Annotated in this window: 11 protein-coding genes; 7 read left to right on the top strand and 4 right to left on the bottom strand. The window is 57.7% G+C overall.

The genetic code is table 11. From position 1 onward, the window contains the following. Nucleotides 1-41 precede the first annotated feature (41 nt). Both FGZ14_RS09445 and FGZ14_RS09440 read right to left on the bottom strand, forming a co-directional pair. Nucleotides 42-1,169 (bottom strand): MBL fold metallo-hydrolase, encoded by a 1,128-nt coding sequence (locus FGZ14_RS09445; protein WP_139923634.1) that lies wholly within the window; start codon nt 1,167-1,169, stop codon nt 42-44. Nucleotides 1,170-1,517: 348 nt separating this feature from the next. Then, on the bottom strand, nt 1,518-2,018 hold the full coding sequence (locus tag FGZ14_RS09440; RefSeq protein ID WP_139923632.1) for a hypothetical protein: 501 nt from the start codon (nt 2,016-2,018) through the stop codon (nt 1,518-1,520). Between the two features lie 207 nt (nt 2,019-2,225). Here FGZ14_RS09440 and FGZ14_RS09435 point away from each other — a divergent pair, with 207 nt between their 5' ends. Continuing rightward, the gene (locus tag FGZ14_RS09435; RefSeq protein WP_139923630.1) at nt 2,226-2,792 is read left to right on the top strand and encodes a GNAT family N-acetyltransferase; all 567 of its coding nucleotides are present in this window, start codon (nt 2,226-2,228) and stop codon (nt 2,790-2,792) included. A 27-nt stretch (nt 2,793-2,819) separates the two neighbouring features. Here the strand turns inward: FGZ14_RS09435 and FGZ14_RS09430 are convergent, their stop codons facing one another. Further along, complete coding sequence (locus FGZ14_RS09430; RefSeq protein WP_139923628.1) at nt 2,820-3,926, bottom strand: FUSC family protein; 1,107 nt, start codon at nt 3,924-3,926, stop codon at nt 2,820-2,822. Nucleotides 3,927-4,155: 229 nt separating this feature from the next. Further along, a complete protein-coding gene (locus FGZ14_RS09425) occupies nt 4,156-5,448 on the bottom strand; it encodes a TlpA disulfide reductase family protein (protein WP_139923625.1) in 1,293 nt (430 codons plus the stop codon). Nucleotides 5,449-5,704: 256 nt separating this feature from the next. Here FGZ14_RS09425 and FGZ14_RS09420 point away from each other — a divergent pair, with 256 nt between their 5' ends. The 6 genes from FGZ14_RS09420 (at nt 5,705) to FGZ14_RS09395 (ending at nt 13,841) form a co-directional block, all read left to right on the top strand. Then, nucleotides 5,705-7,999 (top strand): aconitate hydratase, encoded by a 2,295-nt coding sequence (locus tag FGZ14_RS09420; RefSeq protein WP_139923624.1) that lies wholly within the window; start codon nt 5,705-5,707, stop codon nt 7,997-7,999. 240 nt (nt 8,000-8,239) lie between these two features. Then, a complete protein-coding gene (locus FGZ14_RS09415) occupies nt 8,240-8,599 on the top strand; it encodes a hypothetical protein (RefSeq protein ID WP_139923622.1) in 360 nt (119 codons plus the stop codon). Nucleotides 8,600-8,668: 69 nt separating this feature from the next. Beyond that, nucleotides 8,669-9,265: a hypothetical protein gene (locus FGZ14_RS09410; protein WP_139923620.1), complete on the top strand. Its 597-nt coding sequence runs from the start codon at nt 8,669-8,671 to the stop codon at nt 9,263-9,265. 32 nt (nt 9,266-9,297) lie between these two features. Next, a complete protein-coding gene (locus tag FGZ14_RS09405; RefSeq protein ID WP_139923618.1) occupies nt 9,298-10,326 on the top strand; it encodes a hypothetical protein in 1,029 nt (342 codons plus the stop codon). 139 nt (nt 10,327-10,465) lie between these two features. Beyond that, nucleotides 10,466-11,008 carry an exosortase K gene (xrtK, locus tag FGZ14_RS09400; RefSeq protein ID WP_139923616.1) on the top strand — a complete coding sequence of 181 codons (543 nt, stop codon included), beginning with the start codon at nt 10,466-10,468 and terminating at the stop codon, nt 11,006-11,008. Next, entirely contained in the window at nt 10,992-13,841 is a 2,850-nt protein-coding gene (locus FGZ14_RS09395) for an MSEP-CTERM sorting domain-containing protein (protein ID WP_139923614.1), read from the top strand. The genes xrtK and FGZ14_RS09395 overlap by 17 nt, the downstream gene beginning before the upstream one ends. Nucleotides 13,842-13,846 lie beyond the last annotated feature (5 nt).

Below are 13,846 nucleotides of genomic sequence, written 5' to 3'. Positions count from 1 at the left end.
CCAGATTCTGCTTAATTCGTCTAATGCTCATCAGAACACCCCTACTGCCACCACTTCGTTTGCGGAAGTGGGCCGGCACCGAGCGTAATAGTTTGGCCCAGCAGGGGAGTTGTCATAGGTAAATTGAGGCGAGCAGCGGCGGCCGAAGCCCGTTGCACTGGTTCGTTCCAGGCATGATGGGCCTCCGTGAAAGCGCCCCAATGCACGGGTAACAGCAGCCTGGCTTGCACATCCAGGGCGGCCTGCACGCTCTGCTCAGGCAGCATATGAATCTGAGCCCATTGCGCGTCGTACTGTCCGCATTCCATCAGGGCCAGGTCGAAGGGGCCGTGCTGTTGGCCGATGGTTTGGAAGTGCGGTCCGTAGCCCCCGTCGCCGCTATAGAATACGCGCTTTGTAGCCGATTTTATCACCCAAGAGCTCCAGGAAGTGGAGTTGCGGTTGGTGAGACCCCGGCCGGAAAAGTGCCGGGCCGGCGTGCTGGTGATGCTCAGGCCGCCGGGCAGCTGCACCGAGTCGTTCCAATCCAGCTCCCGTATCCGCTCCGGCGCCACGCCCCAGGCCCGCAGGTGGGCTCCTACCCCCAGTGGCACGAAGAAGTGGGTAGTTTTGTCTTTGAGCCGCAGAATGGTCTGGTAATCAAGATGGTCGTAGTGGTCGTGGGAAATGAGCACGGCATCAATAGGCGGCAGCTGCTCGGCGGTAATGGCTACCTGCGGATTGTAGCGCTGGGGCGTAATCCAGGAAATAGGGCCCATCTTCACGCTCAGCATGGGGTCAAGCAGAATGTTCTTCCCGGCTATTTCTACCAGGCTGGCCGAGTGCCCAAACCAGGTTACGCGTAGCACTTCCGGCGTTTTTTGCGTGATGCTCACGGAGTCCAGGGGCTGCATGGGCAGCGGTCCGGCGGGTTTGTCGTTGGGGGTTTTACTGAACAAGAAGCGCCAGAGCGAGCCAACTGTGCTGCCCCCCGTCATGAGGGTAGTGGGTACCAGATTCTGAAATTCCCCATCCTGGTAGTGCCCCGATTTCGCGTAGGCTGCCCGCTCGGCCTTGGTGGGCTTGCCCCCAAACTCGGGGCTGAGGTTGGCAAAGGCTACGCCTATTACCAGCAGAACTAGCAGAAGGCTGACCGTGAGGCGGCCCAGGAAGCGGAGAGGTTTGCGCATGCGAGTGGGGTAGGAGGTAAGCCCGTAGTCGATTATATACGGGAAATACTTTACTGCATCCGGCAAAAGGCCACAATGCTTTGCCAGTGAGCCCCTGACCACAGGAACATTGCAATAAAAGACGTGTCATGTCGAGCTTGTCGAGACATCTCACGTGCTGACGTTGGAATAGTAATCCAACGATTCGAGCGAGATGTCTCGCGGGGCTCGACATGACACGTCCTATTGTGTAGCAAATGTGTTTCTACCGTTTACCCGCCCTACCCCCGCCTCCACGCAAAACCGCCCTGCCCGAGCGAACGGACAGAGCGGCTTGAACAGGTTACGGCCTAAGCAGGGGGTAGGAAATTAGCTGCGGCCCCCGAAGCCGCGGCGGTCAGTACCTTGGTGGTCCTGCTGCCGGTCGCGGCGGTTGCTCATTTGGCGCATGCGCTCCTGGCGTTTGGCTTCCAGTTGGGCATATTGCTTTTTCGAGAGGGCGTCTTTGAGCTGCTTATCGGTGTTTTCGCGGATGCGCTTGAACTCGCTCATCTGCTGGCCCCGGTCCTGGCCCGAACGGCCACGCAGGGCTTGCATCTGCTGCTGTTGATCCTGGAAAATCTTCTCGATTTTCGACTTCTGCTTTTTGCTCAGGTCCAGTTCTTTGGCCAGTTCATCGGTGCGGCGCTGGCGTTCCTGGGCGCTAAACTTGCCCCGGCGGTCGTGGTCTTGGCGACGGTCCTGGCGCTGTTCGCGGCCCTGGCGACGCTGGCGGCCGTCATCCTGGCGCAGGTCGGCGGCAAAGCTGGTGCCTACGATGGAAGAAGATAAACCAAAAAGAAGGGCGAGGCTAAAGAGGTGCTTTTTCATGATACTGAGAAGGTTGAAGGCTGAAGTAAGGGTAGCGCCTAACGCGCTGCGTTCTGCCAGTCTTCATTCAAACCCAGTGCCCGATTGCCCGCCGTTGGCCTACTTATCTAGCACTACCTCCGAAACACCGACCAATCGGCGCTTTTACTCGTCGTTTCCTTTTCTTCTGATGCGGCACCGGGAAGCTATTTTGCTATACTTGCCTGTATGACCCAGCCCCTGAGCCTGCTAACCGCCCCGCATTCTTCGGTCCCTGAACTGGAAACCCCCGATTTGCTTTTGCGCGGCCCCCGCATAACCGACCTGCCCGCGTTTGCCGCCATGCTCACCGACCCCGCGTTCTACCGCTACCTCGGCAACAAGCCCCAAACCGAGGAAGATGGCTGGCGTCGGCTGCTGGCTCAGCAGGGGCACTGGACGCTGCTTGGCTACGGGGCTTGGTCGATAGAAGAAAAGGCCACCGGCGAATTCATCGGTACCGTAGGGTTCTTTGACTTTCAGCGCGACCTGACGCCGTCCCTCAAAGGCACCCTCGAAGCCGGCTGGACTCTTTCGCCGCGCGTGCACGGCCGGGGCTACGCCACCCAGGCAGTAGGAGCGGCTTTGCAATGGATTGAGGCGCAGTTTCCAACGGCCCGCCTGACCTGCATCATCGACCCCGACAATGCGGCCTCCCTGGGAGTGGCGCACAAGTTTGGGTTCCGGGAATTTGCCCGCACCACCTACCACGCCGAGCCCATTGTGCTGCTGGAACGGCCACGGGCGCAGGTGTAGCACTACGGTTGTAGGCTGGTGGCAGTGCTACGGCGCATTGGTTGGCTTTGCCTGAGTAAACAGGGGTAGCCTACGCACCAGCCACTCGCTGGCCCAGAACAACAGCAGCGCAATAGTGGCCCCCAGCAGGGTATCGAAAACGCGGCCTTCCACCGAAATTAGCGTGCTGCCGGGGTGCCCGGCCGTGGAATTCAGCAGCGCCATAGGGGTAATAAACAGCAGGGCGAAGGCGTAATTGCGGGCCACCACTACCTCTGTAGCCGCCTGCAGCAGCATCAGCAGTGCCACCAGCCACAGGCCCGAAGGCTGAGCCAAGGTCAGCAGCTCAAAGACCCCAATGCCCAGCAGCGTACCAATCATGCGCTGCACTCCCCGGATGGTCGTCAGCTGCCGGGAAGCGCTGGACTGCAGCACCGCCACTGCCGACAGCACCACCCAATACGTCCGGTGCGCCCCCAGCGGCCGACTCACCAGACAGGTAATCAGCACGCCTACCACCACGCGCAGCGCCATCAGCAGGGTGTCCTCGTCGAGTTGAAACTTCGGATACAGCACCCGCAGCCCTGAGGCCGACCCGTGGCGCTTTCGGACCGAGGGCAACAGCAGCGGCGCGATAATCACCAGGTAAGCCAGGGTTGCCCCCACCGCTACCAGCCCAATCAGCGGCAGGCCCGGCAAGCCAACTCCGCCTAACTCCTTCGGCCGGGCCAGGTGGGCACTGACGGCCGTTACCAGCACAAACATCATGGGGCCGGGTGGCCCCAGCCGGATACCCAGCGTCAGCACGCATGCCACTGCACTCACCAGCACCAGGCACACATTGCTCAGCCAGAGGCTGCCGGCGCCCGCTACCCCCAGCCCCGAGGCCAAAACCAGTCCGGCCGCTACCAGCGGCAGCAAGTTCATCCGGTCGCGGCGGCTCAGGCTAGCTCCGTACAGGGCCGTGAAGGCTCCCAGTGCCGCCTGCAGCCCCCAACCTTGGTGTCCCAGCGCGGTAAACAGCCCCAGCGGCAACCCCAGCGCCAGCCCTGCTTCCAAGCCCACCTTCCAGCGCCAGGGAGCCGGATGAAGCTGAATCAGGCTGCGGACGGCTCGCCGCGTGCGGGGTACATAGCGCTGTATCGGGGTTGGCATGGAGGCGAGGGGTAGGAATGTCGGGCAAAAGGGCAGGACGCTTCATGTGCAGGTCCTGACAGACGTAGCCGACTATCAGTACGAATGAAGTGGGGTTTGGCTACAGAGCATGGGGTAGGAAGTCGGGCCTGATAAAGTGCTGTCAGGAGTTTGCTACCCGTCTGATATAGCACAACGGGCCTGCCCTCCAGAGAAGAGCAGGCCCGTCATATAAACAGCAGCCAGCAACCTACTCGGCTAGCAGCTGGTCAATGGTTTTGTTGAACTCGGCTACTTCCTGCTCATAGTACTTGCCAGTGCCGGGGCCTGAGAAACCCGTGTGAATCTTGCGCACCTCGCCTTTCTTGTCGAGGAAGATGGTGGTAGGGAAGGCCAGTACCTTCTGCACCTGGGGCAACGACTGGCTGGCGGCGTCCTTGTTGGCTTCGCCGGCCACGGCCAGGTCGTAGCCCACGTTCATGCGCTGCTTCATCTTCAGCAGCTTCTGAGCAGCTACTTTCTGGTCGGTGGTGCGCTCGTAGCCTAGCCCGATGATTTCCACCCCGCGGCCTTTGTTTTTCTCGTACCAAGGAGCCAGGAAGTTGGTTTCGTCCATGCAGTTGGGGCACCAGGAGCCCAGAATCTGCACCACTACTACCTTGCCTTTGTACTTGGGGTCAGCAGGCGAGATACTGCCGCCTTCCATAATGCTCGGGAATTTGAAGTCCAGCTTTTTCTGGCCGGGCTTCATGCCGGTGAGGGCGTTAGCGTCGGGCAGCTTGGCGTTCGGGTCGAGGGTAGCCGTCCAGGTTTCGTGGCCCGATTTGCCGCTGTAGAAGTCGCCGGTAAGTGTGTTTTCCTGCTTTTCAGCCGTAAACAGAAAGCCGTGGCTGCCATCGAACGTGGTTAGCTTCATGGTGTTGCCATCCACGTTGCCAGCCAGGTAGCGGTAGTCGCCGGTAGAGGTCAGGAAAGTGCCGGTCACGGCCCGGTCCTTCTGCTCGAATACGCCTACGGCGGGGTACGTTTCGCCGTCGTCGCCCTTAAACGTGACCTTCCAAGTCCCGGCAAAAGATTGATTTTCCTTTCCCGATTTTGCCCCAAACAAGCTGCCCTCGCCTTTTCTGGCCGAAAAGGGTACCCGGTAGGGCTCCTTGGCATCATACTTCACCCAGGCACCTTTCAGGTTGGTTTGTCCGTCGGCGTATACCACCAGCGCGGCATCGAACACGCCCAGGCGGATGGTGGTAGAGTCGCCTACGGTTTTGATTTCGTCCAGCTTCAGGCGCTCCTCGCCGTTGCGCAGGTACACGGCTACCGGCTGATTGTTATTGCCCGCTTCTACATCAAACAGAAACGGAATTTCCTGGCCCTGGGCCGACAGCACCCCGCGCCAGGTACCAGCCGGCAGGTAGGTAGCATTGGCGCCGGTGGTTTCCACGGGCTCGGTTTTTTCGGAGGAAGAATTGGACTGACAGGCCACCGCGGCCAGCGCGAGTCCGGCCCCGGCTATGGCCTTGCGAAAAGAGAAGGCGACGGGCATGGGAAAAAAGTTAAAAGGTTGATTCGAGGCTAAACTACTACCGCCTGCTATTAGTTTAAGTAAAGCAAGGTCGCGAATGTAAGGCCGGCAGCGCATTCTGCCTGCCGGCAAGGTAGCGGTGCCTTTTGGAATGATTCTAAATCAGGCCGCCAGGGCCGCCCAGGGCCCGAAATTTTAGGCAGCGCAACGACCGGCAACTATATTTGCGTACCTGTTTCCGACAGGTTCGTTCTCTCCACTTTTTCCATTTCGCATTATGGCGTTTGACTTAGAAATGATCAAGGCCGTGTACGATGGCATGGGCTCTCGCATTGAAGCCGCCCGTACCGCCGTTGGCCGCCCGCTTACCCTGACTGAAAAAATCCTGTACGCTCACCTGTACGGCGGCTCTGTTTCGCAGGCGTATGAGCGGGGCGTTTCCTACGTCGATTTCGCTCCGGACCGCGTAGCCATGCAGGACGCCACCGCCCAGATGGCCCTGTTGCAGTTTATGCAGGCAGGCAAAGCCCAAGTGGCCGTGCCCAGCACTGTACACTGCGACCACCTGATTCAGGCAGAGCGCGGCGCCGACCAGGATTTGGCCGTAGCTAACTCCGAAAACAAGGAAGTATATGACTTCCTGGCTTCGGTATCCAATAAATACGGCATCGGCTTCTGGAAGCCCGGTGCTGGTATCATTCACCAAGTAGTGCTCGAGAACTACGCCTTCCCCGGCGGCATGATGATCGGCACTGACTCACACACCCCCAACGCTGGCGGCCTGGGCATGGTTGCCATTGGTGTTGGCGGTGCCGATGCTGTGGACGTAATGTCGGGCATGGCCTGGGAACTGAAGTTCCCGAAAGTAATTGGCGTGAAGCTGACCGGTAAGCTCTCTGGCTGGACGGCTCCCAAAGACGTAATCCTGAAGGTGGCTGGCATCCTGACCGTGAAAGGCGGTACCGGTGCTATCGTAGAGTACTTCGGCGAAGGTGCTGAAAACCTCTCGTGCACGGGCAAGGCTACCATCTGCAACATGGGCGCTGAAATCGGGGCTACTACCTCGGTATTCGCCTACGACGAGAAAATGGCTGCCTACCTGCAGGGCACCGGCCGCGCTGAAATTGCCTCTATGGCTTCCGGTGTAGCCGCTCACCTGCGCGCCGACGACGAAGTTCTGGCTAACCCCGAGGCTTACTACGATCAGCTGATTGAAATAAACCTTTCGGAGCTGGAGCCCCACGTAAACGGCCCGTTCACACCGGACGCTGCCTGGCCGATTTCGCAGTTCGCTGCGGCCGTTCGGGAGCACAACTGGCCTGCCAAGCTGGAAGTTGGCTTGATTGGCTCGTGCACCAACTCCTCGTACGAAGACATCACCCGTGCTGCTTCGGTAGCTAAGCAAGCCGCCGACAAAGGCCTGACGGTACAAGCTGACTACACCGTAACGCCCGGCTCGGAGCTGGTGCGCTACACTGTGGAGCGCGACGGTCTGCTGGACACCTTCGCCCAGATGGGTGGGGTAGTACTGGCCAATGCCTGCGGTCCGTGCATCGGGCAGTGGGCCCGCCACATGGACGACATGAAGCGGCCGAACTCCATCATCACTTCGTTCAACCGCAACTTCGCCAAGCGTAACGACGGCAACCCGAACACCCACGCTTTCGTGGCTTCGCCCGAAATCGTAACGGCCTTCGCTATTGCCGGCGACCTGACCTTCAACCCCCTCACCGACACGCTGACCACCAAAGACGGCCAGCAGGTGAAGTTTGATGAGCCCCAGGGTATCGAGCTGCCCCCCCGCGGCTTCGACGTAGAGGATGCCGGCTACCAGGCTCCCGCCGCCGATGGCACGGGCGTACAGGTAATCGTTGATCCGAACTCCGACCGTCTGGAGCTGCTGGAAGGCTTCAAGCCGTGGGAAGGGGTAGACCTGATGGGTCTGCGTCTGCTCATCAAAGCCCAGGGCAAGTGCACCACCGACCACATTTCGATGGCCGGCCCGTGGTTGAAATACCGCGGCCACCTGGACAACATCTCCAACAACATGCTCATCGGGGCTATCAACGCCTTCAATGGCGAAGCTAACTCGGTGAAGGATGCCCTGACCCAGGGTACGCCGTACTCGGCCGTGCCGCAGGTAGCCCGTAACTACAAAGCCCTGGGCGTTGGCTCGGTGGTAGTAGGCGACGAGAACTACGGTGAAGGTTCGTCGCGGGAGCACGCGGCCATGGAGCCCCGCCACCTGGGCGTGCGCGCTGTACTGGTAAAGTCGTTTGCCCGTATCCACGAAACCAACCTGAAGAAGCAGGGCATGCTGGCCCTGACCTTCGCCAACAAGGCCGACTACGACCTGATCGAGGAAGACGACACCATCGACATCCTCGGCCTGACGGAGTTTGCCCCCGGCAAGCCCCTGCAGGTTCGTCTGCACCACGCCGACGGCGACACTGATCTCATCACGGTAAACCACACCTACAATGAAGGTCAGATCGAATGGTTCAAAGCCGGCTCGGCCCTGAACCTGATTCGCCTGAAGGAAGCCGGTGGCAGCATGATGTCGCAGAAATAATTCAAGCATTAGCTTTCTAAAAAAGGCCGCCCCAGATTCTGGGGCGGCCTTTTTCGTGTGTTTGCCAGGCGAGTTGCAACCTTCTCATTGAAAGCTGAATCAGAGGAGGAAAGAACTTATAGTTGGCCACTCACTATGAAAACATTCTTTACTCTATTTGCTGGCACTGCTATGTTGGTAAGTGGCTGCGCTACGGTGTGTGGCACTGAACCGGAACCTTGCCTGAACATCCCTGCCGTCGTGAAAAGCTTAGAAACGGAGTACGGCTGCGAGAACACTGTCCGCCAGATGAATGTCAACCTGTCGGAAACCTACACTGTCATTCGCTCCCAGCAAGAGTTTGAGCAGCAAGTAAGCGGCAGCTGCCGCCCACAAATCGACTTTGTTACCTATGATTTGGTGATTGGTAAGAAAGGGCTAGCCACTGGGGTAGGCGGAATCAACTATACCCTGCAGCAGGACTGCTACACCAGCAAACTGCTACTCAACGTAACCATCAGCCCCAGCATGACTACCGAAGCCCCCAACATTACCTACCATGCCCTCATCCCGAAGCTAGCAGCAGGGCAGGAGATAGGTGTGCAGGTAGTAGTGAAATAGATATTCTTGCAGTACTACTGTAAAGACGGCTGCCCCAAAGAGGCGGCGGCTTTCTTTAAAAAGAATTAGATGATGACAGCCGAAGAGTTTACCGAATTTTGGTCTAGCGCTTATCCAGATACATTACCAATTAATTACCTGTTTAGACACGACTACCCTGATCGGTGGGTGAGGTTTCACAGTTTGCCAGAATCCAAAAGATATCCAGAGGATGAGGAGGACTGGACAATGCTGCTTAATCGCCAGAACACAATTACTCAGGCCTTGTTAGGCACACGAGCCCAGCTTTTACTAGTAACGGGTGGCTACGAGATTAAGGGTAGCATCAACATGGATATACCCTGGACAGAAACAGCTTTGCAGCATTTCTCTTTTACTGCTTTACCAGCACTGCCGTTAAGAGAGGTCAATAGTGTAGAATATGGGAAAGAGGACTGTTACCTTCCCATATTCGTAGAGGTTGATTGGCAATGGGGTGTACTGAACAACGCGTTACGTGACGTGGCACAGGATGATATAAGGTTCTTCTTAGTCTCAAGAGAACAACAGTGCTTAATAGCTCCCTATGACGGTGGCATGGACATTATTGCAGCGAACACTGAAGCGCGGGATACTTTAAAAATTCAATTCCAAGGTTGGTTGTCGATGCGGGAAGATGGGCTCTAAATGATGTTCTTTGCTGTTGCAACTGAGCTACCATGTCCCGCTACTTATTCTTACTGTTACTACTGCTTGCCGCCTACCCTTCGTGGGCGCAGCAAACCTATTTAGTCGATGACTTCTCACCGAGTTACTTCGGCAAAATCTACATTCAGGATACTGCGGAGGTGTTTAGTCCCGGCTGGGTTGCCATTTACGACAAGAAGACGAAAAAAGAAGTAGTCAAGGTAGAGTCGGAGGAGTTGGCGCTGTCCCTGCACAACGGTAAAGCGCAGTCCAACATTCAGGAGGTGCCCTACGGCGAGCAGAGCCTAATTATCAGTGAGGATTTCAACTTCGACGGCCGGCTCGACCTTGCCATTGAAGACGGGCAGAACAGCTGCTACCACGGTCCTTCTTTCCAGATTTACCTGAACCTGCCCACGGAGCTGAAGCATAGCCAGGCGTTTACGGATCTGGCCCAGGATTACTGTGGTATGTTTCAGGTGGATGCCAAAACCAAGCGCCTCTACACCTCAACCAAGAGTGGGTGCTGCTGGCACCAGGACTCAGAGTTCATTATTCGCAATGGGGAGCCGTTTCTAGTGCGTCAGGTGGAAATGGACATGATGCGGTTTCCATTCCAGACGACTACCACTACTACCTGGAGTGGTACCCGCATGGTGCAGACCACCAGCCAGGAACTGTATCTGGAGGACGAAAGCATCCGGGTAGTCTGCTCATTTCAGGTGGTTGGCAACGGTAAGCAAGCCGTGCTGTTCACCACCGATAATGGCCTGATGTTGTATTACGCGCTGCTGCGGAAAGATGGGCAGTTAGAATTTACTTATCCTGAGTTTGGAGCTGAAACCGACAAGTTTACTATTCAGGTAGCTTCTGGCATCACCAAGTTGCGCTTTGCGAACAAGAGTGCTCAATACACCGTGCAACAGGCCGCCAGTGGCGCGCTTAGCATTCAGGTGAAAGTGGGGGGTAGGGTAGTGGAGCTACGGGAACAACTAGGCACCCGCAAAGGCAGCCTACAACCCTTGCTGAAGCTGAAGCCGGAAAATCTGAGCCGGATCTAGCGAGCAGCTGGGAAGCGAAAGCTTAATGATGAAGTGGTTTATCAGGGAGTAATGTTATTAGTTTATGAAACTTTGAAATACAAAGTACTTTATGATATGTTTGTGCGTTCATTACTGTGTTCGTCTTTATTAGCTAGCTATGAATACCTCACGCACAAAAGCCTCAGTGCTGTATGGCAGCATAGGAGCTGGCTTTTTGCTCTTAAAGTTTGCTTACGCCGGAGCCACATCCACTGACCTGTTGTGGCTGTTAGGCCCCACGAATGCTTTGGTAGGAGGAGCGCTAGGCTCTGGTTCCTTCTTTGATCCGGCCCAAGGATTCGTGCATTCCGATCTACAGTTCACTATTGACAAGTCCTGCTCAGGCTTCAACTTCTGGCTGGTATGCACCGGCTTGCTGCTTGCCATCGGTGGGCGGTATGCCGGGTCTGGCAAAGCGCTGGGAGGTGGGTGGCTACTGAGCTTGCCCGTGCTGGGCTACCTGCTCACGGTACTGGTGAATGCCTCCCGTATTTTGTCGGCGGTGGCCCTGCAGCGGCTGCTTCCCGGGTTAGGACAGCGCTATGCCTGGGCGCATCAGGCGGAGGGCGTGCTGGTATATCTGTTTTTTCTGATTCTTATCTACGGCGGCTTCCGGCTGCTTTGCTCCCGCTACCTCTCTTCTTATGCAGAACCTGCTTAATCCGAAATGGCTATTTGTGCTCAATACGCTCCCGCTGGCCGTGCTAGCATTACTGCTGGGCGGGGAATACGGCGTTATCCATACCCTGCTACCCCCTGATAGCCAGCAACTGTGGCTCGTGCTGGGCAGTTTGTTAATAGGCCTGGGGGTAGTGCACGCAGCATACGCCGGGTGGCAGCTGAAGCGTAAGCAGCCCTTGCCAACGCTCTACGGGGCTCTGGCTTTGGCTGCGTACATAGCGTTCCTGTACCTGTACGGATACCACCTAGACCGCTTGTTTCCGCGGGAGGTGCCGCGCTGGATGGTGCCGGGTGAAATGCCGCTGTATGCCGGCACCTTCCTGATGCCCACCTTGGCACACGCCGCCCTCGTCATTCTGCTCAACCTAACCCCGGCCGACCGGCCCCACCGGGCCCTAGCCAATTTTGGGGTGGCCCTGGCCGTGCCGATCGGCGCCTACCTGTTCGGGCAACTAGTGCTGCCATGGTGGCAAGTGCCTGGCGGCCAGTTTGGGCAACACGCGCTGGTCGTGCTGTTCATCACCGGAACCCTGCTTTTTCTGTTTTTCCTGGCCCGCGGCGTGTATATCCTGCTCACCCGAAAAGCGGGGGTATGGGCTGAGTATCAACTCCTCTGGAAAGTGCTGATTACGTTGGTAATGCCAGTGCTCGGGCTGCTGGTGAATTCAGGCGTATTCTTCAAAGAATTTGGGCCCTCTTCCAGTGGCATCTTCGGGAATTTCCACGGTTGGTGGTTTTATGGGCTGGCCGTACTGAACGGGGCGCTGCTGTGTGTGTCCGCCCCGGCGAACAAGTGGTGGCGCCTGGCCCTGCTGGCGGGCCGAAGCTTCACACTGGCTTATACGCTGTACTTTTTTCTCGTCTTCCTGCCGTTCCTACCCCTATCCGTTATTGCAGTGGTAGCCGTTGGAGTTGGCTTCCTGATGCTGACGCCCCTGTTGTTGCTACTGGTGCATTTGCGCGAGCTAAGCCAGGACGTGGAGGTACTACGAACGTATTTCTCACCCCGACTTGTGATAGGAGTATTGATTGCCAGCAGCCTGTTGCTGCCCCTGGGCATTACGGCCAACTATCTGTACTGTCGCCAGGCCCTGCACCAAGCCCTGGCCTATATCTACACTCCGGATTACAGTAAGCCTACCCCTCAAATTGATGCCAACCCGTTGCTCTATACGCTGGAGCGGGTGCGGGCGCACAAGGACCCTAGTGCCAGTGTTTTCGGAAGCGAGCTGCCGTATCTCTCTACTTACTTCAACTGGTTGGTGCTCGATAACCTCACGCTGTCAGAAGAAAAGCTGCGGCGACTGGAGCAAGTGTTCGGCAGTGAGCGGCCGGTGTATAATCGGGAACAATTTCAAAGGGATGAGCCCGAGGAGGAACCACGCCCCCAGCTAACCAAGCTAACCAGCCGCAGCCACTACGATGCCCGGCAGGCGGCCTGGAGCAGCTGGGTAGATCTGGAAATCACCAATCCGGACCAGGAGGGCAACGCAGAATATCACACCACACTAGCGCTGCCCGTAGGCTGCTGGGTGCAGGAGTACTACCTGGATATGCACGGCCGCCGCGAAAAAGGCATTCTGGCCGAAAAAAAATCGGCTATGTGGGTGTTTGCGCAAATCCGGAATGAGCAGCGCGACCCTGGTATTCTGTACTACCTTACAGGCAACCGGCTAGCCCTGCGCGTATTCCCGTTTGCGGCCCTGGAAGTACGACGCACCGGTTTTCGGGTGCTGCACAAAGAGCCCGTAGCTCTGCAGATTGCCGGACAGACGGTGCAACTGGGTGAAGTGGCCGCTTCCGCTGCTCAACCACTTCGGCAATCTGTTACTACCCCTGGTGGGCAGGTAGTATATCTGAGTGCCACCGCCAAACAAGCCCTACCGCTAGTACAGCGTCGGCCTTATTACCACTTTTTGCTTGATGCCTCGGCTACTGCAAGCGCAAAGCCCACGGCGTATCAGCAACGCATAGAAAGCTTTCTGCAGCAACGGCCGGGTGCCAAAGCTACCGCCCGTTATACTCTGGTGAACAGCGGAATAACCACCTTGCCTGCCGGAACAGATTGGCTATCTGCCTGGCAAGCAACACCAGCTACTGGGGGCTACTACCTGGAAGGGGCTATGCAACGCCTCTTAGCGGAAGCTTGGCTCCACCCAACCCCGGAGTACCCCGTGCTGGTAGCCGTTACGGGTTCGTTGCAGCAGGCAGTGCTGCCCGCCAATTTTGCCGCGTTGCAGGCGGCTACTCCTGAGCAGTCTACCTTTCTGGTGTTGGCTGCCGATGGCTCCGCCCAGGCTCATTCTTTGCTGCAGCGTTCCAGTCAGCCGCTCCCGCCACCTGAAACCTCGGCGGAGGGTAGGGCCGTACGGGCCTGGCCGACGGCTGAGCAGCCCCGTGCCTACCTGCCCGACAACGGGCAGCCCTCGGTGGTGCTAGGGACAGAAACATTCTCCCTACCCCGTGCGCTGGGGCAAACCTGGCAGGATGGCTTGTGGCTGCAGGGCTACCAGCTATACCAGGCACACAACCCCGCTGCCGCCGAGCCCATGCGCCTGGCAGCCATTCGGGGCAGCTTCCGGTCGGGCATTCTGAGCCCGCTTACTTCCTACCTTGCTCTGGAGAACGAAGCCCAGAAAGCCGCCCTGCTGCGCAAGCAGAACGAGGTGCTAGCCGGCAACGCCGCCTTGGATGTTGATGATGACGTGCAGCGCATGTCGGAGCCGGAATTGTGGGTATTGCTGCTAGCAGTAGGGATATGGGGGCTGCGAAACTGGTATCGGCATCAGAAAGAAATAGCCCTAGCGAAGTAGGCCGA

It is taken from the genome of Hymenobacter sp. DG01 (assembly GCF_006352025.1).
Classification (GTDB): domain Bacteria; phylum Bacteroidota; class Bacteroidia; order Cytophagales; family Hymenobacteraceae; genus Hymenobacter.
This window is presented reverse-complemented; position numbering and strand designations above follow the sequence as displayed.